Below are 23,543 nucleotides of genomic sequence, written 5' to 3' on the forward strand. Positions count from 1 at the left end.
CCACCGCATTCGCGAGCAAGCCCGCTCCCACATTTGGTTCTGCGTGTGCCTGGTTAAGCCTGATCAGGCGCAACAACTGCCCGACGCCAGTTCCTTGAGAATCGGGCAATCCGGCCGATGATCACCCTGGCAGTGTTCCACCAGGTCCTGCAACGTATCGCGCAATTGCCCCAACTCGCGGATCTTCTGGTTCAGCTCATCGATATGCTGGCGGGCCAATGCCTTGACGTCGGCACTCGCACGGCCCCGGTCCTGCCAGAGGGTCAGCAACTTGCCAACCTCCTCAAGGGAAAATCCCAAATCCCGCGAACGCTTGATAAACGCCAGGGTGTGCAAGTCATCGGCGCCATAAATGCGGTAGCCGCTGTCGGTGCGATGGGCGGCTTTCAACAAGCCGATGGACTCGTAATAACGAATCATCTTGGCGCTCAGGCCACTTTGGCGTGCTGCTTGGCCAATGTTCATGGACGTTCGTCCTCCAGATCCTTGGGTTTCCAGGTTTTCAACAGCAGCGCATTACTCACCACGCTGACGCTGGACAGGGCCATGGCCGCACCGGCCATTACCGGGTTGAGCAGGCCGAACGCGGCCAGCGGAATGCCGATCAAGTTATACACAAAGGCCCAGAACAGGTTCTGTCGAATTTTCGCATAGGTCTTGCGGCTGATTTCCAGCGCGGCGGGCACCAGGCGTGGGTCGCCGCGCATCAGGGTGATCCCGGCGGCGTGCATGGCCACGTCGGTGCCGCCACCCATCGCGATGCCGATGTCGGCCGCGGCCAGGGCCGGTGCATCGTTGATGCCGTCGCCGACCATCGCGACCACGCCGGTCTTCTTCAGCTCGGCGACGGTAGCCGCCTTGTCCGCAGGCAACACCTCGGCGTGCACGTCGTCGATGCCCAAGGCTTCGGCGACCACGCGGGCGCTGCCACGGTTGTCGCCGGTCAGCAGGTGGCTGCTGATGTGCCGCGCCTTGAGTGCTTGTATCGCTTGCAGCGCCCCCGGCTTGAGCGTGTCGCCGAAGGCAAACAAACCCAGCACGCGGGGCTGCGGGCCTTGCTCGATCAGCCAGGACAAGGTGCGGCCTTCCGCCTCCCAGGCGCTGGCCGAGTCGGCGAGGTCGCCGGTGCTCAAGCCGGTTTCTTCCAGCAGGCGACGGTTGCCCAATGCCAGTTGCCGACCGTCGAGAGTGCCTGCGATGCCGCGCCCGGTAAGGGATTGGCTGGCGCTGACATCGGCCACGTTCAGGCCCTGTTCGGCACAGGCATCCAGCACCGCCTTGGCCAGCGGATGTTCACTGCCGCGTTGCAGCGCCCCGGCCTGTTGCAGCAGGGCCGCTTCATTGCCATCGACGGCGGCCACGTGCGCAATTTTCGGTGCGCCGGAGGTCAGGGTGCCGGTCTTGTCGAATACCACGGCGCTGACTTCATGGGCGCGCTCCAGGGCTTCGGCATCTTTGATCAGGATGCCGTGGCGGGCGGCGACGCCGGTGCCGGCCATGATGGCGGTGGGTGTGGCGAGGCCAAGGGCGCAAGGGCAAGCGATGACTAACACGGTCACGGCATTGATCAGCGCAACCTCCAACGGTGCGCCATACAGCCACCAGCCGATCAGCGTGGCCAAGGCCAGCACCAGCACCACCGGCACGAACACCTGGCTGACTTTATCCACCAGTTTCTGGATCGGAGCCTTGGCAGCCTGGGCGTCTTCCACCAGGCGGATGATCCTTGCCAATACGCTCTCTGCGCCAAGGGCCAGGGTGCGCACCAGCAGCCGGCCTTCGCCGTTGATGGCGCCGCCAGTGACCGCATCGCCAGGCTGCTTCGGCACCGGCAGGCTTTCACCGCTGATCAACGCCTCGTCGGCATGGCTTTGGCCTTCAACCACTTCTCCGTCCACCGGGAAGCGCTCGCCGGGTTTGACCAGCACCAGGTCATTCAGCTTGAGGGCGGTGATGGCGACGTCTTGCTCGCGCCCGTCGATCACTTGAATTGCCCGCTCCGGGCGCAAGGCTTCCAGGGCGCGGATGGCACTGGCGGTCTGGCGCTTGGCGCGGCTTTCCAGGTATTTGCCCAGCAGCACCAGGGCGATCACCACCGCTGAGGCTTCGAAATACAGGTGGGGCATCGTGCCCGCGGACGCCGTGAGCCATTCATAGATACTCAGGCCGTAACCGGCGCTGGTGCCGATGGCTACCAATAGGTCCATATTGCCGGCCCCGGCGCGTACGGCTTTCCAGGCGGCGATATAGAAGCGCGCGCCGAAGATGAATTGCACCGGGGTGGCCAGGGCAAATTGAACCCAGGCGGGGAGCATCCAGTGCAGGCCGAACGGTTGCACCAGCATCGGCAGCACCAACGGCGCGGCGAGCAGGATCGCCAACAGCAGCGACCAGCGTTCGTGGCTCAGGCGTTGTTCCTGGCTGGCCTGGGTGGCGGTTTCGCTTTGGGGCAGGGTGGCCGTGTAGCCGGCCTTGTCGACGGCGGCGATCAGGACGCTGGGGTCCATTTGGCCGAGCACTTCAATGTGGGCGCGTTCGTTGGCCAGGTTGACGCTGACGCTTTGCACCCCGGGCACTTTGCCCAGTGCCCGTTCAACCCGCCCGGCGCAACTGGCGCAGGTCATGCCGCTGATCGGCAGGTCGAAGGTGGTGGATCCGTTCATGGGCAGTACTCCAAGAGAGATTGCCCATAGGATCAACCTTGACCTGCGGGGAAGGTCAAGGCGCTTTTTACTGTAGGGGCGAGGGGGACGCCTAGTTCTTGCTCGCGAAAAGCCTGGGGGCGCCGCGTTTATCCAGAATAAACGCGTTATCGTTGACGTTTTTCGCGAGCAAGCTCGCTCCTACAAGGTTTTCGGGGCTTAGTACTCCAGTGCCGCCGGTTTCAGATACATGCCGTCTGGACCTTGCGCGATACGCAACTTGCGTACATCACCCGCCTTCAATGTGATGTTTTGTGCGGGTGGCGCGAGCATGCCAGGCAAGCACCCCGGCGACTGCCCCGGCAACAACTTCAGGCGCAACGACACATTCCCGGCCGGCAAGTTGAAGGAGGTGGCCTGCTCCTGGAACAGCCGCCCGGCCAACTGGTCTTGAATGTACAAACCAATCTCGCAGTTGGTCGGCACTTCGAGGCGCTCCCGGGAAATGATCAGCACCGCATAATCTTCATCCGCGCTGGCCGGTGGCACAGCAGTAAACAAGCCCAACAGGCTGACAAGGCCAAAAAACGACCAGCGCATGGTGAATTCTCCGAGGTTTACATCGTGGATAGGTGCAGCTTGGCCGAGGGCGCCAATGAATGCCAGCCCGGCCGATGTTTTCAGAACTTGACCTTGCCATCGTGGCAAGGTCAAAACTGCGGGCAACCTCATCAAAGGAGTCATGTCATGCAAGTATTCAGCGTTGAAGGAATGACCTGCGGCCACTGTGTTCGCTCGGTCACCCAGGCGGTGCAGGATAAGGACCCGGCGGCCAGCGTGCGCGTCGACCTCGCGGCAAAGGAAGTCGGAGTGGAAAGCAGCCTGCTGTCGCCAGCGGAGGTGATCAACCTGATCAGCGAAGAAGGCTACAGCGTCAAGCTCGCCTGATTTTCTGATAGTTAGCGAGCTAACTTAATGTTCAAGGCATCCATGCCCGGCTAGACTGTCGAGCTGCCGACTCACCTGGGTGCCTGATGAACCTTCGTATAATCCTGATTTTGGGGGCCTTGAGCGCGTTCGCGCCATTGGCCATCGACTTCTACCTGCCGGGTTTCCCGGCCATGGCCGTGGCATTCGGCACCGACGAAAAACATATTCAGCTGACCTTGGCCGTGTACTTCACGGGCCTGGCGATCGGCCAGTTGATCTATGGGCCGCTGGCGGACCGTTTTGGCCGACGCGGGCCGCTGCTCAGCGGCGTCACCCTGTTTACCCTGGCCTCGTTCGCGTGTGCATACGCGCCTTCTCTGGAATGGCTGATCGGCGCGCGCTTCGTCCAGGCCTTGGGCGGTTGCGCGGGCATGGTGATCTCCCGGGCGGTGGTCAGCGATAAATGCGACGCGGTGGGCTCGGCCAAGGTGTTTTCGCAACTGATGCTGGTTACCGGGCTGGCCCCGATCCTCGCGCCGCTGGCGGGCGGGGTGATGGTCGGTATCTGGGGCTGGCAGTCGATCTTCCTGGCGCTGACGGCATTCAGTGTGATGGCGGCCATCGCGGTAGCGGTCGGGCTGCCGGAAAGTTTCCCCGCCCATCAACCGCGCCAGCCGCTGTCGGGCGCGCTGCGCCAGTACGGCCGGTTGTTGTCGGACCGGGTGTACCTGGGCTATGCCTTGACCGGTGGTATCTCGATTGCCGGCATGTTTGCCTACATCGCGGGCTCGCCTTTCGTCTTTATCAAACTCTATGGCGTGCCCGCCGAGCACTATGGCTGGGTCTTCGGCTCCAACGCCGCCGGCTTTATCCTGGTGGCACAGGTCAATGCGCGCTTGCTGGCCTCACGCGGCCCGGCGTTTTTGCTGTCGCGCACGGTATGGGTCTACCTGGCGGCGGGCCTGTCGTTGCTGGCAATTACTGCACTGCGCACTGACGCCTTGTGGCCTTTGCTGGTGCCGCTGTTTATCTGCATCGCCAGCCTGGGCTGCATTTTGCCCAACACCTCGGCCTGCGCCATGAGCGGGCAGGGCGCGCGGGCGGGCAGCGCGTCGGCGTTGCTCGGTTGCATTCAGTTTGGTGTGGCAGCAGGCGCTGCATCGTTGGTCGGCGTGTTGCACGATGGCACGGCGATGCCGATGGCAATGGTCATCAGCTTGTGTGGCGTGCTTGCGGTGACGTTCGCGATGCTGACCCAGCGCCTGCAGCGCCAATGGGCACTGCAGGCGGCGGACTGAGCGGGTCAGCCAGCAGAACGCTGCTGGCTTTCGGGGAATCGGTGAGGGGCCTGGATACGGGTTTGCAGGGTGTCGGCAAACGCGCGAGCTTCGGCCTCACTGCGGAAGGTAAAGGCGTTCTGGTCGAGACGGACCTGCCATTTGTTGCCTTCGGATCTTGCTAGCGCTTTTATCAGGATCTTCATTGCTGACTTCCTCACGTAAATTGCGTGGCAAAGGCGGCCAATATAAACCCGAATACGCTCACAAATATGACAAGGATCAAGTCTCTGACTAGCGGTGTCGTCCATTACTCACATGAATAACAGACGACACTGACAGAACCTTTCGTTAGAACCCTTCCAGCACGATCTTGCCCTTGGCCTTGCCGCTTTCCAGCAGTTCGTGGGCGCGGCGCAGGTTGGCCGCGTTGATCACGCCAAAGTGCTTGCCCACCGTGGTTTTCAGGGTGCCGGCGTCGATCAGTTCGGCCACGCGATTGAGCAGGTTGTGCTGCTCGATCATGTCGCTGGTCTCGAACATCGAGCGGGTGTACATGAACTCCCAATGCAGCGACAGGCTCTTGCGCTTGAGCTTGCTGATATCCAGCGCCTTGGGATCGTCGATCAGCGCCAGTTTGCCTTGTGGAATCAGCGCTTCTACCAGTTGGTCCAGGTGCTGGTCGGTCTGGGTCAGGCTGGCGACATAGTTCACCTGCGGATGGCCAGCGTTTTTCAATTCTTCGCTCAACGGTTTGCTGTGGTCGATCACCAGGTCGGCGCCCAGGTCCTTGGCCCATGCTTGGGTTTCAGGCCGGGAGGCGGTGCCGATGACTTTCAGGCCGGTAAGCTGTTTCGCCAATTGGGTCAGGATCGATCCCACACCACCCGACGCACCGACGATCAGCAGGCTCTGGCCTTCATCGGTCTTGCCTTCACGCACTTGCAGGCGTTCGAACAGCAACTCCCAGGCGGTGATGGCGGTCAGCGGCAGGGCGGCTGCGTCGGCAAACCCCAGGGTTTTTGGCATATGGCCGACGATGCGTTCATCCACGGTGTGCAGTTCGCTGTTGCCGCCGGGACGTACCAGGGAGCCGGCGTAGAACACCTTGTCACCGACCTGGAACAGGCTCACTTCACTGCCCACGGCCTTGACCACACCTGCCACGTCCCAGCCCAGCACTTTGGCGGCGCCGTTTTCCGGGGCGACGTTCTGGCGCACCTTGGTGTCCACCGGGTTCACCGAGATGGCTTTGACTTCCACCAGCAGGTCGCGGGGGCCGGCGACCGGTTCTGGCAGTTCGATGTCTTGCAGGGATTTTGGATCGTTGATGGGCAATGCGGCGTAGTAGGCGATGGCTTTCATGATGGTTTCCAAAAAGGGGTCGGTTGATCAGGCAAGAAACTTCAGGCGCTTGAGTTCGAAATGCTCGAGCACGTCGGCAGCCTTGGCGCGGAAATTCTGGATATGGGCGCTCTGGTCGTGGTCGGCCAGCGCGGCGTCGTCGCTCCAGCGTTCGAGCATGTAGAAGGTCTCGGGGTGTTGCAGGTCCTGGTGCAGGTCGTACTGCTGGCAGCCGGCTTCGACGCGGGTCGGTTCCAGCAGCTCGCGCAGCAGGGTTTCCAGGGTGGCTTGTTGGCCGGGTTTGGCGATCAGCGTGGCGATGACGTTAAAGGCAGCAGACATATTCGACTCCAGACACGTGATGAACGGGATGGACAGATGATTGGCTATTTCTCTCGAAGATAAAACCCGCTAAAAGAGCAGTCTCTTTCAACATTTTTTTGATAATGGGCGGTCAGCGTGCTGCGTTTTGATGACTTGCAGTTGTTTGTGCGTGCGGCAGACCTGGGCAGCCTTTCGGCGGCGGCGCGGGTCATGGACATGTCGGCGGCGGTGGCCAGCGCGGCGTTGAAGCGTATCGAACAGCAACTGGGCGCACGTTTGCTGGCGCGCTCCACCCGCAGCCTGCGTCTGACAGCCGAGGGTGAGGGCTTTCTGGAGTACGCCCGTGCCGCCTTGAGCAGCCTGGATGAAGGCCGGCGCTTATTGGCCAGTGGCCAGGACCAGGTCAGCGGGGTGCTGCAACTGTCGGCGCCGTCGGACTTTGGGCGTAACCAGCTGTTGCCCTGGCTGGATGAGTTCCAGCGCGAATACCCCGACCTGAGCGTACGCCTGCTGTTGGGCGACCGGATCGCCGACCTGTTCCGCCAGCCGGTGGACATCGCCCTGCGCTACGGCGAGCCGGAAGATTCCAGCCTGATCGCGCTGCCCATCGCCCCGGACAACTACCGCGTGCTCTGCGCCGCCCCCAGCTACCTGGCGCGGCATGGCGAACCGCGCCATCTGGAACAGCTCACCCAACACAATTGCCTGCTGTATATGCTCGGCAGCCGGGTGCATGACCATTGGGGTTTCAACGATGGCAAGCGCGACATCAGCCTGACCGTGACCGGCGACCGATTCAGTGACGATGCCGATGTGGTGCGGCGCTGGGCGGTGGCCGGGGTGGGTATCGCCTACAAGTCCTGGCTGGATGTCAGCTCTGATGTACTGGCCGGCCGCTTGCGCCTGATCCTGCCGGAGCTGCGAGGCGAGCGTACGCCGCTCAACCTGCTGTGCGCCCATCGCGCGCAACTGAGCAAGCCGATCAATCTTCTGCGGGAAATGCTCGTTGCTCGTTGTGCGACATTGACTGCGCAGTTGCCGGAGCGGTCCGCCTCTACACCCTAACTCCGGGAATATCGGGAAATTTCCTTCAGCCTCTGTCCTTGGTTGCGCTGTAAGACGGCACGGAACCCGGCGTTTTCACGCTTATACTTTTCCGCGAACTGCAGCAGACGAATGATTCAACAGGGAGTGAATGAGCACATGGAACAGGCACCTTGCATCAGTCAGATCGCCACCTTGCTGGCCGACCCGAAACGCACCGCGATGGTGTGGGCATTGATGGACGGCTCGGCCAAACCCTCCGATGAGTTGGCGGCACTTGCCGGGCTGTCATCGGCCTCGGCGAATGCGCATCTGACGCGATTGACGGCCAGTGGCCTGCTGCGCGTCGAAGCCCGTAGCGGCAAACGCTTTTTCCGTATGGCCGCCGCCGACGTGGCGGCCGCCGTGGATGCCCTGGCCTGGACCACCATGGCCAGCGTTGCACGCAGTACGCCCACCCATTCCCAGTCACTGATTGCGCCTCTCGCTTTACGGCGGGCCAGGCTTTGCCATGGCCACCTGGGCGGCGAACTGGCGGCGGGTTTGTATCAACGGATGATGGCAGCAGGGTGGATCGAACGTGCGGAGCAGCGCACTGAAGTGACACCGCTGGGTGCGCGCAAACTCGCTGCGTTGGGGATTTTTACCCAGGCGCTGGTTCAGCCGGTCGTGTGTGATTGTTTTGATTGGAGCGAGCAGCAGCCGCACCTGGGCGGTGCGTTGGGGGTCGCGCTGTTGCAGCTGTGTTTGCAGTCGAACTGGGTCAGTGTGATCAATGAGTCCCAGGTGCTGCAGGTCAGTGAAGCCGGGCAAATGGAAATTGCCCGGCTCGCCAGACCGGTCGTTGGTTAAGGCTTGACCAACCGTGCATCCAGGCTGTTTTGCGCCAGGCGCTTGGCCTGATCCTGGGTCATGCCCAGGGAGGTGTACAGCGCATGGAAGTTCTCGGTGACATAACCGCCGAAGTACGCCGGGTCATCCGAGTTCACCGTGACCTTCACCCCGCGCTCAAGCATGTCGAGGATGTTGTGCTGGGACATGTCGTCAAACACGCAGAGCTTGGTGTTGGACAGCGGGCACACTGTCAGCGGGATCTGCTCGTCGATGATCCGCTGCATCAGGCGTTCGTCTTCAATGGCGCGTACACCATGGTCGATACGCTGGATTTTCAGCAGGTCGATGGCTTCCCAGATGTACTCCGGCGGGCCTTCTTCACCGGCGTGGGCGACGGTCAGGAAACCTTCGTGACGGGCACGGTCGAACACGCGCTGGAACTTGCTCGGCGGGTGGCCCATTTCCGAACTGTCCAAGCCCACGGCAACGAACGCATCACGGAATGGCAGCGCCTGGTCGAGGGTTTTTTCGGCTTCTTCTTCGCTCAGGTGGCGCAGGAAGCTGAGGATCAAACCACTGGTGATACCCAGTTGCTGCTCGCCGTCTTTCAACGCGGCGGCGATACCGTTGAGCACCACTTCGAACGGCACGCCACGGTCGGTGTGGGTCTGCGGGTCGAAGAACGGTTCGGTGTGGATCACGTTCTGCGCCTTGCAGCGCAGCAGGTAGGCCCAGGTCAGGTCGTAGAAGTCCTGGGAGGTGCGCAATACATCGGCGCCTTTGTAGTAGAGGTCGAGAAACTCCTGCAGGTTGTTGAAGGCGTAGGCCTTGCGCAGGGTTTCGACGTCGTTCCACGGCAGCGCGATTTTGTTGCGTTCGGCCAGGGCGAACAGCAGCTCAGGCTCCAGCGAGCCTTCCAGGTGCAGGTGCAATTCAGCCTTGGGCAGGGCGTTGAGCCAATCGTACATTTATAAATTCTCATCAGGTGCAATGGCGGCATTCTACAGGCGCACGCCGAAATAATCGGCAAAACCTGACCAAGCGGTGAGCATCCGCGAACGTCGTGCAAGCGATGCGTGAACTAAGGTGTAACGAAACGTTAGCGGCGCGGTGCAGTCTGTACCCCATCAATGACGGATTCGCCGCGTTCAAAAGGCCTGCAATGCTCACATCTATCAAGCAAGAAAAATTCATGCTGTTGGCGCTGATTGCCGCCATCGCCGCTTACCCGCTGGAGCACTGGATGCTGCACAGCGGGCAGATAGTGGCGCTGCTCGGCGGCATAGCGCTGATCGGTTTTATCGTCGTAGCCTCGATGCGCGTGGCGCATCATGCCGAGCAACTGGCGGAAAAGGTTGGCGATCCCTACGGCACCATGATCCTGACCCTCGCCGCCGTGTTGGTGGAAGTGGTGATCCTGGCGATCATGATGAGCAACGAGCCGTCGCCGACCCTGGTGCGCGACACCATTTATTCGGCGGTGATGCTCGACATCAACGGCATCCTCGGCCTGGCCGCGCTGATGGGCGGGATCAAGCATGGCGAGCAGTCCTACAACGACGATTCGGCGCGGACCTACAGTGTGATGATCCTTACCGCCATGGGTGTGTCGATGGTGGTGCCGGAATTCATCCCCGAGGCCGACTGGAAAATTTACTCGGCCTTCACCATTGGCGCGATGGTGGTGCTGTACACGTTGTTCCTGCGGATGCAGGTGGGGCCTCATAGTTATTTCTTCAGCTACAGCTACCCGGAAAAACGCCGCAAGAAACAGCCGGAAGAAGAGTCGCCGCCGATTAACCTGGCGTTCTCTGTCGGGACTTTGGTGTTTGGCGTGATCGTGATTGGCGCGTTGGCCGAGGTGATGTCCAAGACCCTCGACCTAGGCCTGGAAGGAACCGGTGCCCCTCCCGTGATCACGGCGATCATCGTGGCCGCGATTTCCGCTGCGCCGGAGATTTTGACCGCGTTGCGCGCAGCACTGGCCAACCGAATGCAGTCGGTGGTGAACATCGCGCTGGGTGCGTCGCTGTCGACAGTGATCCTGACGGTGCCGGTGATGGAAGCGATGGCCCTTTACACCGGCCAGCCGTTTCAGATGGCGATGACGCCGGTGCAGACGGTAATGGTGTTTATCACGCTGATTGTCAGTGCGATCAACCTCAACGATGGCGAAACCAACGCCATCGAAGGGATGACCCATTTTGTGTTGTTTGCGACGTTTATCACGTTGTCGCTGCTGGGGTTGTAGCCGATCCTGAAAACACCGCAGAACTAATTGTGGGAACCGGGCTTGTGTGGGAGCGGGCTTGCTCGCGAATACGGAGTGTCAGTCGCCAGATATGCTGACTGACCCAATGCTTCCGCGAGCAAGCCCGCTCCCACATTTTGAGGGTGTTTCTTCAGTTAAGTCCGGTTGATCAGTTCTCGCGCCGCCTGGCTGTGATCGGCAATCAAACCTTTCAAATCCAGGCCCTCAACCTGCCCGTCGATCACCCGCCATTTGCCGCCGACCATCACTCGGTCCGCGCGGTCGGCGCCGCACAGCAGCAGCGCCGAAATCGGGTCATGGCTGCCGGAAAAGCGCAGTTCATCCAGTTTGAACAACGCCAGGTCGGCCTGTTTGCCTACGGCCAGTTCGCCGATATCGCTGCGGCCGAGTAACTGTGCCGAGCCTTTTGTCGCCCAACCCAGCACCAGTTCCGGAGTGATCTTCTCCGCGCCGTAACGCAGGCGCTGGATGTACAGGGCCTGGCGCGTTTCCAGGATCATGTTCGACGCATCATTGGACGCCGAACCGTCCACGCCCAGGCCAATCGGTGCGCCGGCGGCGAGCAGGTCGAGGGTCGGGCAAATCCCCGAAGCCAGGCGCATGTTGGAACTCGGGCAATGGCAGATCCCCGTTCCGGCAGCACCGAGGCGTGCGATTTCTTCCGGGTTGAAGTGAATCCCATGGGCCAGCCACGTACGCGGGCCGAGCCAGCCGACGCTGTCGAGGTAATCCACAGTGCGCAGGCCGAAACGCTGCAGGCAGAAGTCTTCTTCATCGAGGGTTTCTGCCAGGTGCGTGTGCAGGCGCACGTCGAGGTTGTTGGCCAGTTCGGCGCTGGCTTCCATGATTTCCGGGGTGACGGAAAACGGCGAGCAGGGCGCCAGGGCGATCTGGATTTGCGCGCCGTCGCCGCGCTCGTGGTACTGGCGGATCAGACGGCGGCTGTCCTCCAGAATCACTTCGCCCTGTTGCACGGTTTGCTGCGGTGGCAGCCCGCCGTCGGCCTCGCCCAGGCTCATGGAGCCGCGAGTAAGCATGGCGCGCATGCCCAGTTCACGCACGCTGTCGACTTGTACGTCGATCGCATGTTCCAGGCCGTCCGGGAACAGGTAGTGATGGTCTGCCGCCGTGGTGCAGCCTGAGAGCAGCAGTTCAGCCAAGGCCACTTTGCTCGCCAAGGCGAGTTTTTCCGGAGTGAGTCGGGCCCAGACCGGGTACAGGGTTTTCAACCAGGGAAAGAGCGGCTGGTTAACCACCGGTGCCCAGGCGCGGGTCAGGGTTTGATAGAAGTGATGGTGGGTGTTGATCAGCCCCGGAAGGACGACATGCTCACGGGCATCGAAGACTTGTCCGCAGGGCACGGCGGGCTCTTGTCCCCAGCCCAGCACTTCGGTGATCACACCGTCTTGCAGCACCAGGCCACCACGGGCGTCGAGGCCATTGGCAGTGAAAATCGCGAGGGGGTTTTTTAACCAGATACGGGTCGCAGGCATTGGCCGGCTCCTCTGAATGATGGGTTCAGGTTTGCCAGCTCAGTGTTGCCCTGTCTGCTGATCCAGGGTCGCCGGGAAGGGCGAGGTGCGCAGTTTACGTGTGGATCGTTATCGGCGGCAATCGGCCGATAACGATCGCGGTTTTTTACCAGGCGATGGTCTCGCCTTTGTAGTCCACAAAGTGATGGCCGCCCTTGCCGCTGTAGGCATTTACCTGATCGATCAGGCCGCGCACGCTGGTGGGCACGTCGATGTGTGCGTTTTCGCCGCCCATGTCGGTTTTCACCCAGCCCGGGTGCAAGGAAAGCACGGTCAATTTCTGATCACCCAACTGGGTAACGAAGCTGTTGGTCATGGAGTTGAGGGCGGCCTTGCTGGCTTTGTACAGGGCCAGGTCCGAGCCGTCGGGGATGGTCACGCTGCCGAGGATCGAACTCATGAACGCCAGCACGCCAGTATCCGGGCGGATCTGCCCGACAAAACGCTGGGCCAGGTTGATCGGCGCCACGGCATTGGTGAAGAACAGTTGGCCGACTTCGGCCAGGGTGGCGTGGCCCGGTTCCTGATTGGCCGGGCCTTTGACGCCGGCGTTGACGAACAGCAGGTCGAAGGTTTTTGCCTTGAGGCGCTGGCTCAGGGCGATCACGGCCTGTTGGTCATCCATGTCGAGCTTTTCGATCTGAACCGGGCCCAGGGCTTTCAAGGCATCGGCCTTTTGCGGATCGCGCACGGTGGCAGTCACGTCCCAGCCGTCCGCCAGCAGTTGCTTGGCCAGGCCAAGGCCCAGGCCCCGGGAGGCGCCGATAATCAGTGCGGTTTTTGAAGTGGACATGAATGGCTTCCTTTGACGATGGAGGTTCACGGGTTCAGTGGACAACGCTGGCCGAGCCTTTGCTGCAACTCCTGGCGCAGTTGGTCGAGTTCGGCGATGCGGGTTTCGATCAGGTTGAGCTTATCTTGCAACAGTTGGGTTACGGCGCTGTCGGGATCTGGAGCTTGCCATAGTGCGCCGACGCTGTTGCCGATTTCAGCCAGGCTGAAGCCCAGGCGCTGGGCGGTCTTGATGTACAGCACCAACTGCACCATGTCGGCGAGATAGTCGCGGTAGCCGTTGGCACTGCGTTGCGCGGCAATCAACCCGCGTTGTTCGTAGAAGCGCAGGGTGTCGCGGCTGACCTGGCTGGCCTGGGCTAATTCGCCGATACGCATGCGGAGGACTCGAAGGGGCTTGACCCTGGAGCATACTCCAGGCTTTAGCGTGCTGGCTTCTTGAATTGAAGGAGCTTGCTGCTATGTGGACTGCACACCAATACCGTCAACTGGTTCGGGCCAGCGGTTGGTACGATTTGATCGTCACCGCGGCGCTGGTCACCCCTTGGACCTTTGTTCTACTGCATAACGCTTTGGTGGCGTTGAATCTGCCCGGCGAACTGCCGCCGTTCGCGCCTGTGCATATGTTGATGGCCAACCTGATGGGCTCGATTGTGTGCGTGTGGTCGGTGCTGCGAATCCGTGATCCCCAAGCGATATTCGGCCGCTATGACGCCGCCGGCCGGGTGTTATTTGCGACTTGGCAGATTTACGCGCTGGCCCACGGCGCAAGTCTAGTGTTGGTGGTTGTCGTGGTGTTTGAAGTGCTGTGGGCGGTGGCGCAGTTGATGCCGGTGCGCCGGGCAGCAAATTGATCAAAAAACGCTCAGTTGCGCCGGGGCGTTGCGGGCTCTGCTGCCGGCTCACTCTTGCACGGGTTATCCACAGGTTGCTCCACAGTAATTGTGCGCAAGCCTGATCGGTGGATATAAGCGCTGCGACCCTTTGTTCTAAAGGACATAACCCGCCTAACTGACTATTTTTGAGCCGGATTAATACTTTAGTGTGACGGGCTGAGCAAAAACTGAACAACCGGCTGAAAGCCTTGTGACAGAAGGGTTACAGGCGAGTGTGCTCAGGTTATCCACAGGCGGGTGCACAGTAGATGTGGGCAGTTTCAGCGCTCCAGTAGAATGCGCCCGCGGCTCAGGTCGGCGAGCTGGGTTTGCAGGGTGTCAATATGGGCTTCGCCGAGGGCCAGTTGCAGGTCGACGCCATTGGCGGTGAAGACTTCTTCAACCACCAGCCCGCCCAGTTCGGCCACTCGCAGTTTCACCAACTGCAGCTCGGCAAAACCACAGGAGCAACTCAGCGGCACACGTTTGATCAACTCGACGCGTTCGGCGGCTTGCAGGCATTTGTTGGCGCCGCCGCCGTAGGCCCGGGCCAGGCCGCCGGTGCCCAGCTGGATGCCGCCGTACCAACGGATCACCAGCACTACGACTTGGTCGCAATCCTGCGCTTCGATCGCGGCCAGGATCGGGCGCCCGGCCGTGCCGCCGGGTTCGCCGTCATCGTTGCTGCGGTATTGATCGCCGAGTTTCCAGGCCCAGCAGTTGTGCGTAGCGTTCAGGTCGCTGTGCTGGTCGATGAAGGCCTGGGCGTCCTGGGGGCTGCTGATGGGGGCGGCGAGGGTAATGAAGCGGCTTTTGCGAATTTCTTCGCGAAACTCGCAAAGGCCGGTAAGCGTGAAAGGCATGGGTAACTTCGTTTAGAGGGCGGGCTTGATGCCACAGCCTTTGAGAATGATGTGGATAAGGTTGGTGCCGGCGTCTTCCATGTCCTGTTTGGTCAGCTTGGTGCGCCCGGTCACGCGGCAGATCTGCGTGGCGAAGTCGGCATAATGCTGGGTGCTGCCCCACAGCAGGAAGATCAGGTGCACGGGGTCGATGGGGTCCATCTTGCCGGCGTCGATCCAGGCCTGGAACACCGCCGCACGACCGCTGAACCAGGCGCGGTAGTCCTGGCTGAAATATTCGGTCAGGCATTCGCCGCCACTGATGATCTCCATCGCAAAGATCCGCGAGGCTTGTGGCTGGCGCCGGGAGAATTCCATCTTGGTGCGGATGTAGCGGGTCAGGGCCGCAGCAGGGTCATCCTCGGCGGTCAGGGTGTTGAAGGTGCTGTCCCAGAGTTCGAGGATGTTGCTGAGCACGGCAATGTACAGGCCCAGCTTGTTGGTGAAGTAGTAGTGCAAGTTGGCTTTCGGCAACCCGGCACTCGCCGCGATGGTGTTCATGCTGGTGCCTTTGTAGCCATGACGGGCGAACTCGTCTTCGGCGGCCTGCAGAATCGCTTGTTCGTTCTTTTGCCGAATGCGGCTTGCAGGTTTTCCGGCGTGGTTGCTGTGGGCAGGAACTTCGAGGCTCATGGAGGTTTCCGTGCAGATCGATGAATACGACGTGTGCACAGATAACCCACCCTCAAGCCCCAGACAAGTCCCGATACGATAAAACCGTCAAAGCGGCTCCAGAGTGTCGCTTTCCAGGGCCTGGTTTGCGGCATCCGCGGTGGCCTTGGGTTCAGGAAGCAACAGGCACAACACAATGGCGGTCAGGCCGCCGCTGGTGATGGCGGAGTCGAACAGGTTTTGCACCAGCGTTGGCATCAGGTGCAGCAGGTTTGGCTGGGCGGCGATCCCGAGGCCGACGCCGAACGAGGTGGCGATGATCAGCATGCTGCGTCGGTCCAGCGGGGCTTGGGCGAGGATGCGCACACCGGCAGCGGCGACGCTGCCGAACATCACCAGGGTTGCCCCGCCGAGTACCGGTTTGGGGATTTGTTGCAGCACCGCGCCAATCAGCGGAAACAGCCCGAGGCAAAACAGCACCACGCCGATGTACAGGCCAACGTAACGGCTGGCGACGCCGGTCAGTTGGATCACGCCGTTGTTCTGGGCGAAGGTCGTGTTGGGAAAGGCGCTGAAGGTAGCGGCGATCATGCAGCTGATACCGTCCCCCAGCACGCCGCCCTTGAGCCGGCTTATATAAGACGGGCCGCTGATGGGTTGGCGGGCGATCATGCAATTGGCAGTGAGGTCGCCGACGGTTTCGATGGTGCTGATCAGATAAATCAGCGCCACCGGCAGGAAAGCGCTCCAGTCGAAGTTGAAACCGAAGTGGAATGGTGTAGGCAGGCTGATCAATGGCAGGTCAGGCAGGGCCTGCGGCACCAGTTTGCCGCTGAACCAGGCGGCGAGGCTGCCCAAAGCCAGGCCGATGATGATGGCGCTGAGGCGTACCCATGGGGTGTTCGAGCGGTTGAGCAGGATGATGGTCATTACCACGAACACACCGAGTGCCAGGTTGGTCGGGGCGCCGAAGTCCGGGGCGTTGAAGCCGCCGCCCAAGTCGGTGATGCCGACCTTGATCAGGCTGATGCCAATCAGGGTGATGACGATGCCGGTGACCAAGGGCGTGATCACTCTTCTCAGTTGGCCGATAAAGCGGCTCAACACCACCTGCACTGCGGCGCCGAAGAAGCACACGCCGAAGATCATCGCCAGGATGTCTTCCGGGCTCCCGCCGCGTTGCTTGACCAGGAAACCTGCCGACAACACCGCACCGAGAAACGCGAAGCTGGTGCCTTGCAGGCAGATCATCCCGGCGCCAATCCCAAATGGCCTACGCGCCTGGATGAATGTGCCTACACCAGAAACCATCAACGCCATGCTGATCAGGTAGGGCAGGTGGGCGGTGAGACCGAGGGTGGAACCGATGATCAGCGGTGGAGTAATGATGCCGACAAAGGCGGCCAATACATGCTGCAACGCGGCAAGCAATGCAGGCAAAGGTTTGGGCCGATCGTTGAGGCCGTAGATCAGGTCGCTGGGGTTTTCGGATTCTGGCGGCATGGTGGGGAGCTCATGGCTGATGGTTCGAGATCCCCTTGCCTTGCAAAAAGCTGTCCAGTTGCTCAGGTTTTTCTGTAAGGCCCGTGTTAGCGCGTTGCGGCCAGACTTTCGAGAAAACTTTCCAGCACCAAATGAGGGCGACGGCCCTTGCGCGTGACCGAAGCGAGGCTCAAATCGTAAAAACGTGTAGCCGGTTTCAGCGCACGCAGTCGGCCTTGTTGTACCCACAGGCTGGCGTAGTGGTCGGGCAGGTAGCCGATGTAGCGGCCGGTCAGGATCAGGAAGGCCATGCCTTCGCGGTCCGAGGCGCTGGCGGTGCAATTGAGTGCCTGGTAGTGCGCCTGGATATCGGCGGGCAGGCGGAAGGTCGGGGCTATGGCGTCCTGGCTGTTGATGCGTTCGTCGTCCAGTTGCTTGTCGTCGGCGTAAAACAGCGGGTGGCCGACTGCGCAGTAGAGCAGCGAGCGTTCGCTGTACAGCGGCTGGTATTCAAGCCCCGACAGGGCGCTGGCCTGGGGGACTACGCCAACGTGCAGGCGACCGTCGAGCACACCTTGTTCGACTTCATTTGGGGCGATCATGCGGATCTGGATCTGCACGTCCGGGCCGCGCTCCTTCAACTGTGCCAACGCGTGGGTGATGCGCATGTGGGGCAGGGTGACCAGATTGTCGGTCAGGCCGATGATCAGTTCGCCACGTAAGTGTTGGTGCAGGCCGTTGACCTCGGTGCGGAAACTTTCCAGGGCGCTGAGCAGCTGCAACGCCGACTGGTACACCTCGCGTCCTTCTTCGGTCAGGGAAAAACCCGCACGCCCGCGTTGGCACAAGCGTAGGCCAAGGCGCTGTTCAAGATCACTCATTTGCTGGCTGATGGCCGAGCGACCAATCCCCAGAACGGTTTCCGCCGCCGAGAAGCCACCGCATTCCACCACGCTGCGAAAGATGCGCAACAGGCGGATATCGAAGTCGCTGACTTGGGCCAGAGGGTCGGGTCGACGGCTGCTCATAGTTTAGTGAAGGCCTGACTGAAGGTTAGAAGAGTTGGATTTCACCGACTTTATCCCCGTGGCAATTTAGCTGCAACAACGCTTTTCAAATCCCTACGCTGCCTTTCGCCTTGCGAGGTTTTGCTCATGAACATGCCCGAGAACGCTCCGTCCACCCTTGCCAGCCAACTGAAGCTGGACGCGCACTGGATGCCGTACACCGCCAACCGCAACTTCCATCGTGACCCGCGCCTGATTGTAGCGGCCGAAGGCAGCTGGTTGACCGATGACAAGGGGCGCAAGGTGTATGACTCGCTGTCGGGTCTGTGGACCTGCGGCGCCGGGCACACCCGCAAGGAAATCCAGGAAGCGGTCTCCAAGCAGTTGGGGACGTTGGACTACTCGCCGGGCTTCCAATACGGTCATCCGTTGTCGTTCCACCTGGCAGAAAAGATTACCGACCTGACCCCGGGCAACCTGAACCACGTGTTCTTCACCGACTCAGGCTCCGAGTGTGCCGATACCGCCGTGAAGATGGTGCGTGCGTACTGGCGCCTGAAGGGCCAGGCGACCAAGACCAAGATGATCGGCCGTGCCCGTGGTTATCACGGTGTGAACATCGCCGGTACCAGCTTGGGCGGCGTCAACGGCAACCGTAAGATCTTTGGTCAGGCGATGATGGATGTTGACCATCTGCCTCACACCCTGTTGGCGAGCAATGCGTTCTCCCGTGGCATGCCGGAGTTGGGCGGTATTGCCTTGGCGGATGAGCTGCTCAAGCTGATCGAGTTGCACGATGCGTCGAACATCGCCGCAGTGTTTGTTGAACCGATGGCGGGCTCTGCTGGCGTGCTGGTTCCGCCGCAGGGTTACCTGAAGCGTCTGCGCGAGATCTGCGATCAACACAACATCCTGTTGGTGTTCGACGAAGTGATCACCGGCTTCGGTCGTACCGGTTCGATGTTTGGTGCCGACAGTTTCGGTGTGACCCCCGACCTGATGTGCATTGCCAAGCAAGTCACCAACGGCGCGATCCCGATGGGCGCTGTGATTGCCAGTACCGAGATTTATCAGACGTTCATGAATCAGGCGACGCCTGAGTACGCGGTGGAATTCCCACACGGCTACACCTACTCGGCTCACCCGGTGGCGTGCGCGGCCGGCCTGGCGGCACTCGACCTGCTGCAGAAGGAAAACCTGGTGCAGAGCGTGGCCGAAGTCGCACCGCATTTCGAAAATGCATTGCACGGCCTGAAGGGCAGCAAGAACGTGATCGACATTCGTAACTACGGCCTGGCCGGTGCGATCCAGATTGCGCCGCGTGACGGTGATGCGATTGTGCGTCCATTCGAGGCCGGCATGGCCTTGTGGAAAGCCGGCTTCTACGTGCGCTTTGGCGGCGATACCTTGCAGTTCGGGCCAACCTTCAACAGCAAGCCGCAGGACCTGGATCGCTTGTTCGATGCGGTCGGCGAAGTGCTGAACAAGATCGACTGATTTCTCCTTCTATATAGAACAACTTTTCAGGAGCCCTGCATGAGCCTCATCCAGCATTTGATCAACGGCCAACTGGTGACCGAAAACGGTCGCACGGCTGACGTGTACAACCCGTCGACTGGCCAGGTGATTCACCAGGTGCCGTTGGCCAGCCGTGAAACCATTCAAAGTGCCATCGACTCGGCCAAGGCTGCCTTCCCGGCCTGGCGCAACACGCCACCGGCCAAGCGTGCCCAGGTGATGTTCCGTTTCAAGCAGTTGCTGGAGCAGAACGAAGCGCGTATCTCCCAGCTGATCAGCGAAGAGCACGGCAAGACTCTGGAAGATGCGGCGGGTGAGCTGAAGCGTGGGATCGAGAACGTTGAGTATGCGTGCTCGGCGCCGGAGATCCTCAAGGGTGAGTACAGCCGTAATGTTGGCCCGAACATTGACGCATGGTCTGACTTCCAGCCATTGGGTGTGGTGGCCGGTATTACGCCTTTCAACTTCCCGGCGATGGTGCCGTTGTGGATGTATCCGCTGGCGATCGTCTGCGGTAACTGCTTCATCCTCAAGCCGTCGGAGCGTGATCCAAGCTCGACGCTGCTGATTGCACAACTGTTGCAGGACGCGGGCTTGCCTAAAGGTGTGCTGAGTGTGGTGCACGGCGACAAGGGCGCGGTGGATGCGCTGATTGAAGCGCCGGAAGTCAAAGCGTTGAGCTTTGTGGGTTCGACACCGATTGCCGAGTACATCTATTCCGAAGCGACCAAGCGCGGCAAGCGTGTACAGGCGTTGGGCGGGGCGAAGAACCATGCGGTGCTGATGCCGGATGCGGATCTGGACAACGCGGTCAGCGCCTTGATGGGCGCGGCGTATGGTTCGTGCGGTGAGCGTTGCATGGCGATCTCTGTTGCCGTGTGTGTTGGCGACCAGGTAGCGGATGCGTTGATTGCCAAGTTGGTGCCGCAGATCAAGGCGCTGAAGATCGGTGCGGGCACTACCTGTGGCTTGGACATGGGGCCGCTGGTTTCCGGTCAGGCGCGGGACAAGGTCAGCGGCTATATAGAAGACGGCGTTTCTTCGGGGGCCGAACTGGTAGTCGATGGTCGTGGCTTGAGTGTTGCCGGTCATGAAGACGGCTTCTTCCTGGGTGGCTGCCTGTTTGATCGCGTGACGCCTGAGATGCGCATCTATAAAGAAGAAATCTTCGGGCCGGTGTTGTGCGTTGTTCGGGTGAATAGCCTGGAAGCGGCCATGCAGCTGATCAACGATCACGAGTACGGCAACGGTACCTGCATCTTCACCCGTGACGGTGAAGCTGCGCGGTTGTTCTGTGACGAGATTGAAGTAGGCATGGTTGGCGTCAACGTGCCGCTGCCAGTGCCGGTGGCGTATCACAGCTTTGGTGGCTGGAAGCGTTCGCTGTTTGGCGACTTGCATGCTTATGGGCCGGATGGGGTGCGTTTCTACACCCGTCGCAAGGCGATTACCCAGCGCTGGCCGCAACGGGCCAGCCATGAAGCGTCGCAGTTTGCCTTTCCTAGTTTGTAGGTTCGGTAAGTAGAAGGCCGGTCCCTTGGGGCCGGCCTTTGCTTTTCAGGGCTTTTTTGACCGATATGACAGTATTGTGAAAAAAAGGTGTTGACGGCAGATTCTGGAAGTCTATAATTCGCCCCACTTCCGGCGCAGTCGAAACGGAAAACTCCTTGGTAAACAAAGAGTTATGTAGGTTTCGATAGCGAGCTGCTTCAGATCATCGAAGCCCAGAAGGAGTTAGTAAGGACGTGTTGTTTAGCCCTATTAACGGTTCGATCTTCTCGGTCGAAAGCGGAGAAAAAGAGGTGTTGACAGCAGCGTGTAACGCTGTAGAATTCGCCTCCCGCTAACGAGAGATCGGAAGCGCAAGTGGTTGAAGTTACAAAGGAAACTTTGAAAACTTCTTAAAAAAACCGCTTGACAGCAACAGAGGCTGCTGTAAAATGCGCGCCTCGGTTGAGACGAAAGATCTTAACCAACCGCTCTTTAACAACTGAATCAAGCAATTCGTGTGGGTGCTTGTGGAGTCAGACTGATAGTCAACAAGATTATCAGCATCACAAGTTACTCCGCGAGAAATCAAAGATGTAACCAACGATTGCTGAGCCAAGTTTAGGGTTTCTTAAAAACCCAAAGATGTTTGAACTGAAGAGTTTGATCATGGCTCAGATTGAACGCTGGCGGCAGGCCTAACACATGCAAGTCGAGCGGTAGAGAGAAGCTTGCTTCTCTTGAGAGCGGCGGACGGGTGAGTAATGCCTAGGAATCTGCCTGGTAGTGGGGGATAACGTTCGGAAACGGACGCTAATACCGCATACGTCCTACGGGAGAAAGCAGGGGACCTTCGGGCCTTGCGCTATCAGATGAGCCTAGGTCGGATTAGCTAGTTGGTGGGGTAATGGCTCACCAAGGCGACGATCCGTAACTGGTCTGAGAGGATGATCAGTCACACTGGAACTGAGACACGGTCCAGACTCCTACGGGAGGCAGCAGTGGGGAATATTGGACAATGGGCGAAAGCCTGATCCAGCCATGCCGCGTGTGTGAAGAAGGTCTTCGGATTGTAAAGCACTTTAAGTTGGGAGGAAGGGCAGTAAATTAATACTTTGCTGTTTTGACGTTACCGACAGAATAAGCACCGGCTAACTCTGTGCCAGCAGCCGCGGTAATACAGAGGGTGCAAGCGTTAATCGGAATTACTGGGCGTAAAGCGCGCGTAGGTGGTTCGTTAAGTTGGATGTGAAATCCCCGGGCTCAACCTGGGAACTGCATTCAAAACTGACGAGCTAGAGTATGGTAGAGGGTGGTGGAATTTCCTGTGTAGCGGTGAAATGCGTAGATATAGGAAGGAACACCAGTGGCGAAGGCGACCACCTGGACTGATACTGACACTGAGGTGCGAAAGCGTGGGGAGCAAACAGGATTAGATACCCTGGTAGTCCACGCCGTAAACGATGTCAACTAGCCGTTGGGAGCCTTGAGCTCTTAGTGGCGCAGCTAACGCATTAAGTTGACCGCCTGGGGAGTACGGCCGCAAGGTTAAAACTCAAATGAATTGACGGGGGCCCGCACAAGCGGTGGAGCATGTGGTTTAATTCGAAGCAACGCGAAGAACCTTACCAGGCCTTGACATCCAATGAACTTTCTAGAGATAGATTGGTGCCTTCGGGAACATTGAGACAGGTGCTGCATGGCTGTCGTCAGCTCGTGTCGTGAGATGTTGGGTTAAGTCCCGTAACGAGCGCAACCCTTGTCCTTAGTTACCAGCACGTAATGGTGGGCACTCTAAGGAGACTGCCGGTGACAAACCGGAGGAAGGTGGGGATGACGTCAAGTCATCATGGCCCTTACGGCCTGGGCTACACACGTGCTACAATGGTCGGTACAGAGGGTTGCCAAGCCGCGAGGTGGAGCTAATCCCAGAAAACCGATCGTAGTCCGGATCGCAGTCTGCAACTCGACTGCGTGAAGTCGGAATCGCTAGTAATCGCGAATCAGAATGTCGCGGTGAATACGTTCCCGGGCCTTGTACACACCGCCCGTCACACCATGGGAGTGGGTTGCACCAGAAGTAGCTAGTCTAACCTTCGGGAGGACGGTTACCACGGTGTGATTCATGACTGGGGTGAAGTCGTAACAAGGTAGCCGTAGGGGAACCTGCGGCTGGATCACCTCCTTAATCGACGACATCAGCTGCTCCATAAGTTCCCACACGAATTGCTTGATTCATTGAAGAAGACGATAAAGAAGCAGCCCGAAATTGGGTCTGTAGCTCAGTTGGTTAGAGCGCACCCCTGATAAGGGTGAGGTCGGCAGTTCGAATCTGCCCAGACCCACCAATTTTGTGTGGGAAACGCCTGTAGAAATACGGGGCCATAGCTCAGCTGGGAGAGCGCCTGCCTTGCACGCAGGAGGTCAACGGTTCGATCCCGTTTGGCTCCACCACTACTGCTTCTGTCATGTAAAGCTTAGAAATGAGCATTCCATCGTTGTGATGGTGAATGTTGATTTCTAGTCTTTGATTAGATCGTTCTTTAAAAATTTGGGTATGTGATAGAAAGATAGACTGAACGTTACTTTCACTGGTAACGGATCAGGCTAAGGTAAAATTTGTGAGTTGCTCTTAATTGAGTATTATCGAATTTTCGGCGAATGTCGT

General features: G+C 59.7%; 22 protein-coding genes, 2 tRNA genes and 1 rRNA gene. 11 read left to right on the forward strand and 14 right to left on the reverse strand.

From position 1 onward, the window contains the following. Positions 1 to 63 precede the first annotated feature (63 nt). The 3 genes from cueR to ACA046_RS03510 form a co-directional block, all read right to left on the reverse strand. Positions 64 to 465, reverse strand: a complete 402-nt coding sequence (gene cueR / locus ACA046_RS03500) for a Cu(I)-responsive transcriptional regulator (RefSeq protein WP_076017943.1) — start codon at positions 463 to 465, stop codon at positions 64 to 66. After that, positions 462 to 2,663 carry a heavy metal translocating P-type ATPase gene (locus ACA046_RS03505; RefSeq protein ID WP_497675916.1) on the reverse strand — a complete coding sequence of 734 codons (2,202 nt, stop codon included), beginning with the start codon at positions 2,661 to 2,663 and terminating at the stop codon, positions 462 to 464. Before ACA046_RS03505 ends, cueR begins: the two co-directional genes overlap by 4 nt. 198 nt (positions 2,664 to 2,861) lie before the next feature. Further along, entirely contained in the window at positions 2,862 to 3,242 is a 381-nt protein-coding gene (locus ACA046_RS03510; protein WP_497675917.1) for a hypothetical protein, read from the reverse strand. A 147-nt stretch (positions 3,243 to 3,389) separates the two neighbouring features. Between ACA046_RS03510 and ACA046_RS03515 the strand changes: the two genes are divergently transcribed. Next, positions 3,390 to 3,590 carry a heavy-metal-associated domain-containing protein gene (locus ACA046_RS03515; protein ID WP_063033291.1) on the forward strand — a complete coding sequence of 67 codons (201 nt, stop codon included), beginning with the start codon at positions 3,390 to 3,392 and terminating at the stop codon, positions 3,588 to 3,590. Positions 3,591 to 3,676: 86 nt separating this feature from the next. Continuing rightward, entirely contained in the window at positions 3,677 to 4,870 is a 1,194-nt protein-coding gene (locus ACA046_RS03520) for a multidrug effflux MFS transporter (protein ID WP_497675918.1), read from the forward strand. Between the two features lie 5 nt (positions 4,871 to 4,875). Here ACA046_RS03520 and ACA046_RS03525 read toward each other — a convergent pair whose 3' ends face one another. The 3 genes from ACA046_RS03525 to ACA046_RS03535 all read right to left on the reverse strand — a co-directional run bounded on the left by ACA046_RS03525 (position 4,876) and on the right by ACA046_RS03535 (position 6,535). Further along, on the reverse strand, positions 4,876 to 5,055 hold the full coding sequence (locus ACA046_RS03525) for a hypothetical protein (protein WP_003211153.1): 180 nt from the start codon (positions 5,053 to 5,055) through the stop codon (positions 4,876 to 4,878). A gap of 145 nt (positions 5,056 to 5,200) precedes the next feature. Continuing rightward, positions 5,201 to 6,214 (reverse strand): zinc-binding alcohol dehydrogenase family protein, encoded by a 1,014-nt coding sequence (locus ACA046_RS03530; RefSeq protein WP_459025884.1) that lies wholly within the window; start codon positions 6,212 to 6,214, stop codon positions 5,201 to 5,203. Positions 6,215 to 6,241: 27 nt separating this feature from the next. Further along, entirely contained in the window at positions 6,242 to 6,535 is a 294-nt protein-coding gene (locus tag ACA046_RS03535; protein WP_010174107.1) for a putative quinol monooxygenase, read from the reverse strand. Between the two features lie 117 nt (positions 6,536 to 6,652). On the opposite strand from ACA046_RS03535, the gene vimR reads away from it, so the two are divergent. Continuing rightward, entirely contained in the window at positions 6,653 to 7,582 is a 930-nt protein-coding gene (gene vimR / locus ACA046_RS03540) for a transcription regulator VimR (RefSeq protein WP_459025886.1), read from the forward strand. A gap of 138 nt (positions 7,583 to 7,720) precedes the next feature. Further along, a complete protein-coding gene (locus ACA046_RS03545) occupies positions 7,721 to 8,413 on the forward strand; it encodes an ArsR/SmtB family transcription factor (RefSeq protein WP_497675919.1) in 693 nt (230 codons plus the stop codon). Here ACA046_RS03545 and ACA046_RS03550 read toward each other — a convergent pair. Beyond that, a complete protein-coding gene (locus ACA046_RS03550; protein WP_008430770.1) occupies positions 8,410 to 9,363 on the reverse strand; it encodes an adenosine deaminase in 954 nt (317 codons plus the stop codon). The genes ACA046_RS03545 and ACA046_RS03550 overlap by 4 nt on opposite strands. Before the next feature lie 194 nt (positions 9,364 to 9,557). Between ACA046_RS03550 and ACA046_RS03555 the strand changes: the two genes are divergently transcribed. Next, positions 9,558 to 10,646, forward strand: a complete 1,089-nt coding sequence (locus ACA046_RS03555; RefSeq protein WP_459025890.1) for a calcium:cation antiporter — start codon at positions 9,558 to 9,560, stop codon at positions 10,644 to 10,646. A gap of 155 nt (positions 10,647 to 10,801) precedes the next feature. On the opposite strand, the gene ACA046_RS03560 is transcribed toward ACA046_RS03555, so the two are convergent. The 3 genes from ACA046_RS03560 to ACA046_RS03570 form a co-directional block, all read right to left on the reverse strand. Continuing rightward, positions 10,802 to 12,160: an 8-oxoguanine deaminase gene (locus ACA046_RS03560; protein ID WP_421552396.1), complete on the reverse strand. Its 1,359-nt coding sequence runs from the start codon at positions 12,158 to 12,160 to the stop codon at positions 10,802 to 10,804. A 145-nt stretch (positions 12,161 to 12,305) separates the two neighbouring features. Next, complete coding sequence (locus ACA046_RS03565; protein ID WP_076017933.1) at positions 12,306 to 12,992, reverse strand: SDR family oxidoreductase; 687 nt, start codon at positions 12,990 to 12,992, stop codon at positions 12,306 to 12,308. 26 nt (positions 12,993 to 13,018) lie between these two features. Then, a complete protein-coding gene (locus ACA046_RS03570; RefSeq protein WP_497675920.1) occupies positions 13,019 to 13,369 on the reverse strand; it encodes a MerR family transcriptional regulator in 351 nt (116 codons plus the stop codon). A gap of 83 nt (positions 13,370 to 13,452) precedes the next feature. Here ACA046_RS03570 and ACA046_RS03575 point away from each other — a divergent pair, with 83 nt between their 5' ends. Beyond that, on the forward strand, positions 13,453 to 13,845 hold the full coding sequence (locus ACA046_RS03575) for a hypothetical protein (protein ID WP_318302799.1): 393 nt from the start codon (positions 13,453 to 13,455) through the stop codon (positions 13,843 to 13,845). 302 nt (positions 13,846 to 14,147) lie between these two features. Here the strand turns inward: ACA046_RS03575 and ACA046_RS03580 are convergent, their stop codons facing one another. From ACA046_RS03580 to ACA046_RS03595, 4 genes are all read right to left on the reverse strand, one after another. Continuing rightward, entirely contained in the window at positions 14,148 to 14,729 is a 582-nt protein-coding gene (locus ACA046_RS03580; RefSeq protein WP_459025894.1) for an IMPACT family protein, read from the reverse strand. Between the two features lie 12 nt (positions 14,730 to 14,741). Then, on the reverse strand, positions 14,742 to 15,401 hold the full coding sequence (locus ACA046_RS03585) for a TetR/AcrR family transcriptional regulator (protein WP_003211175.1): 660 nt from the start codon (positions 15,399 to 15,401) through the stop codon (positions 14,742 to 14,744). 87 nt (positions 15,402 to 15,488) lie between these two features. Continuing rightward, positions 15,489 to 16,883 (reverse strand): uracil-xanthine permease family protein, encoded by a 1,395-nt coding sequence (locus ACA046_RS03590; protein ID WP_459025896.1) that lies wholly within the window; start codon positions 16,881 to 16,883, stop codon positions 15,489 to 15,491. 86 nt (positions 16,884 to 16,969) lie between these two features. Then, the gene (locus ACA046_RS03595) at positions 16,970 to 17,890 is read right to left on the reverse strand and encodes a LysR family transcriptional regulator (RefSeq protein WP_010174131.1); all 921 of its coding nucleotides are present in this window, start codon (positions 17,888 to 17,890) and stop codon (positions 16,970 to 16,972) included. Between the two features lie 126 nt (positions 17,891 to 18,016). Between ACA046_RS03595 and aptA the strand changes: the two genes are divergently transcribed. The 5 genes from aptA to ACA046_RS03620 all read left to right on the forward strand — a co-directional run bounded on the left by aptA (position 18,017) and on the right by ACA046_RS03620 (position 23,329). Then, positions 18,017 to 19,366, forward strand: coding sequence for an omega-aminotransferase AptA (aptA, locus tag ACA046_RS03600; RefSeq protein ID WP_497675921.1), 1,350 nt, complete (start codon positions 18,017 to 18,019; stop codon positions 19,364 to 19,366). 39 nt (positions 19,367 to 19,405) lie between these two features. After that, the gene (locus tag ACA046_RS03605) at positions 19,406 to 20,899 is read left to right on the forward strand and encodes a CoA-acylating methylmalonate-semialdehyde dehydrogenase (RefSeq protein WP_497675922.1); all 1,494 of its coding nucleotides are present in this window, start codon (positions 19,406 to 19,408) and stop codon (positions 20,897 to 20,899) included. 627 nt (positions 20,900 to 21,526) lie between these two features. Then, a 16S ribosomal RNA gene (locus ACA046_RS03610) occupies positions 21,527 to 23,063 on the forward strand. 83 nt (positions 23,064 to 23,146) lie between these two features. Continuing rightward, positions 23,147 to 23,223: transfer RNA gene (locus tag ACA046_RS03615), tRNA-Ile, on the forward strand. A 30-nt stretch (positions 23,224 to 23,253) separates the two neighbouring features. Further along, positions 23,254 to 23,329, forward strand: a tRNA-Ala gene (locus ACA046_RS03620). Positions 23,330 to 23,543: the final 214 nt, after the last annotated feature.

Source organism: Pseudomonas sp. LBUM1641 (assembly GCF_059716235.1).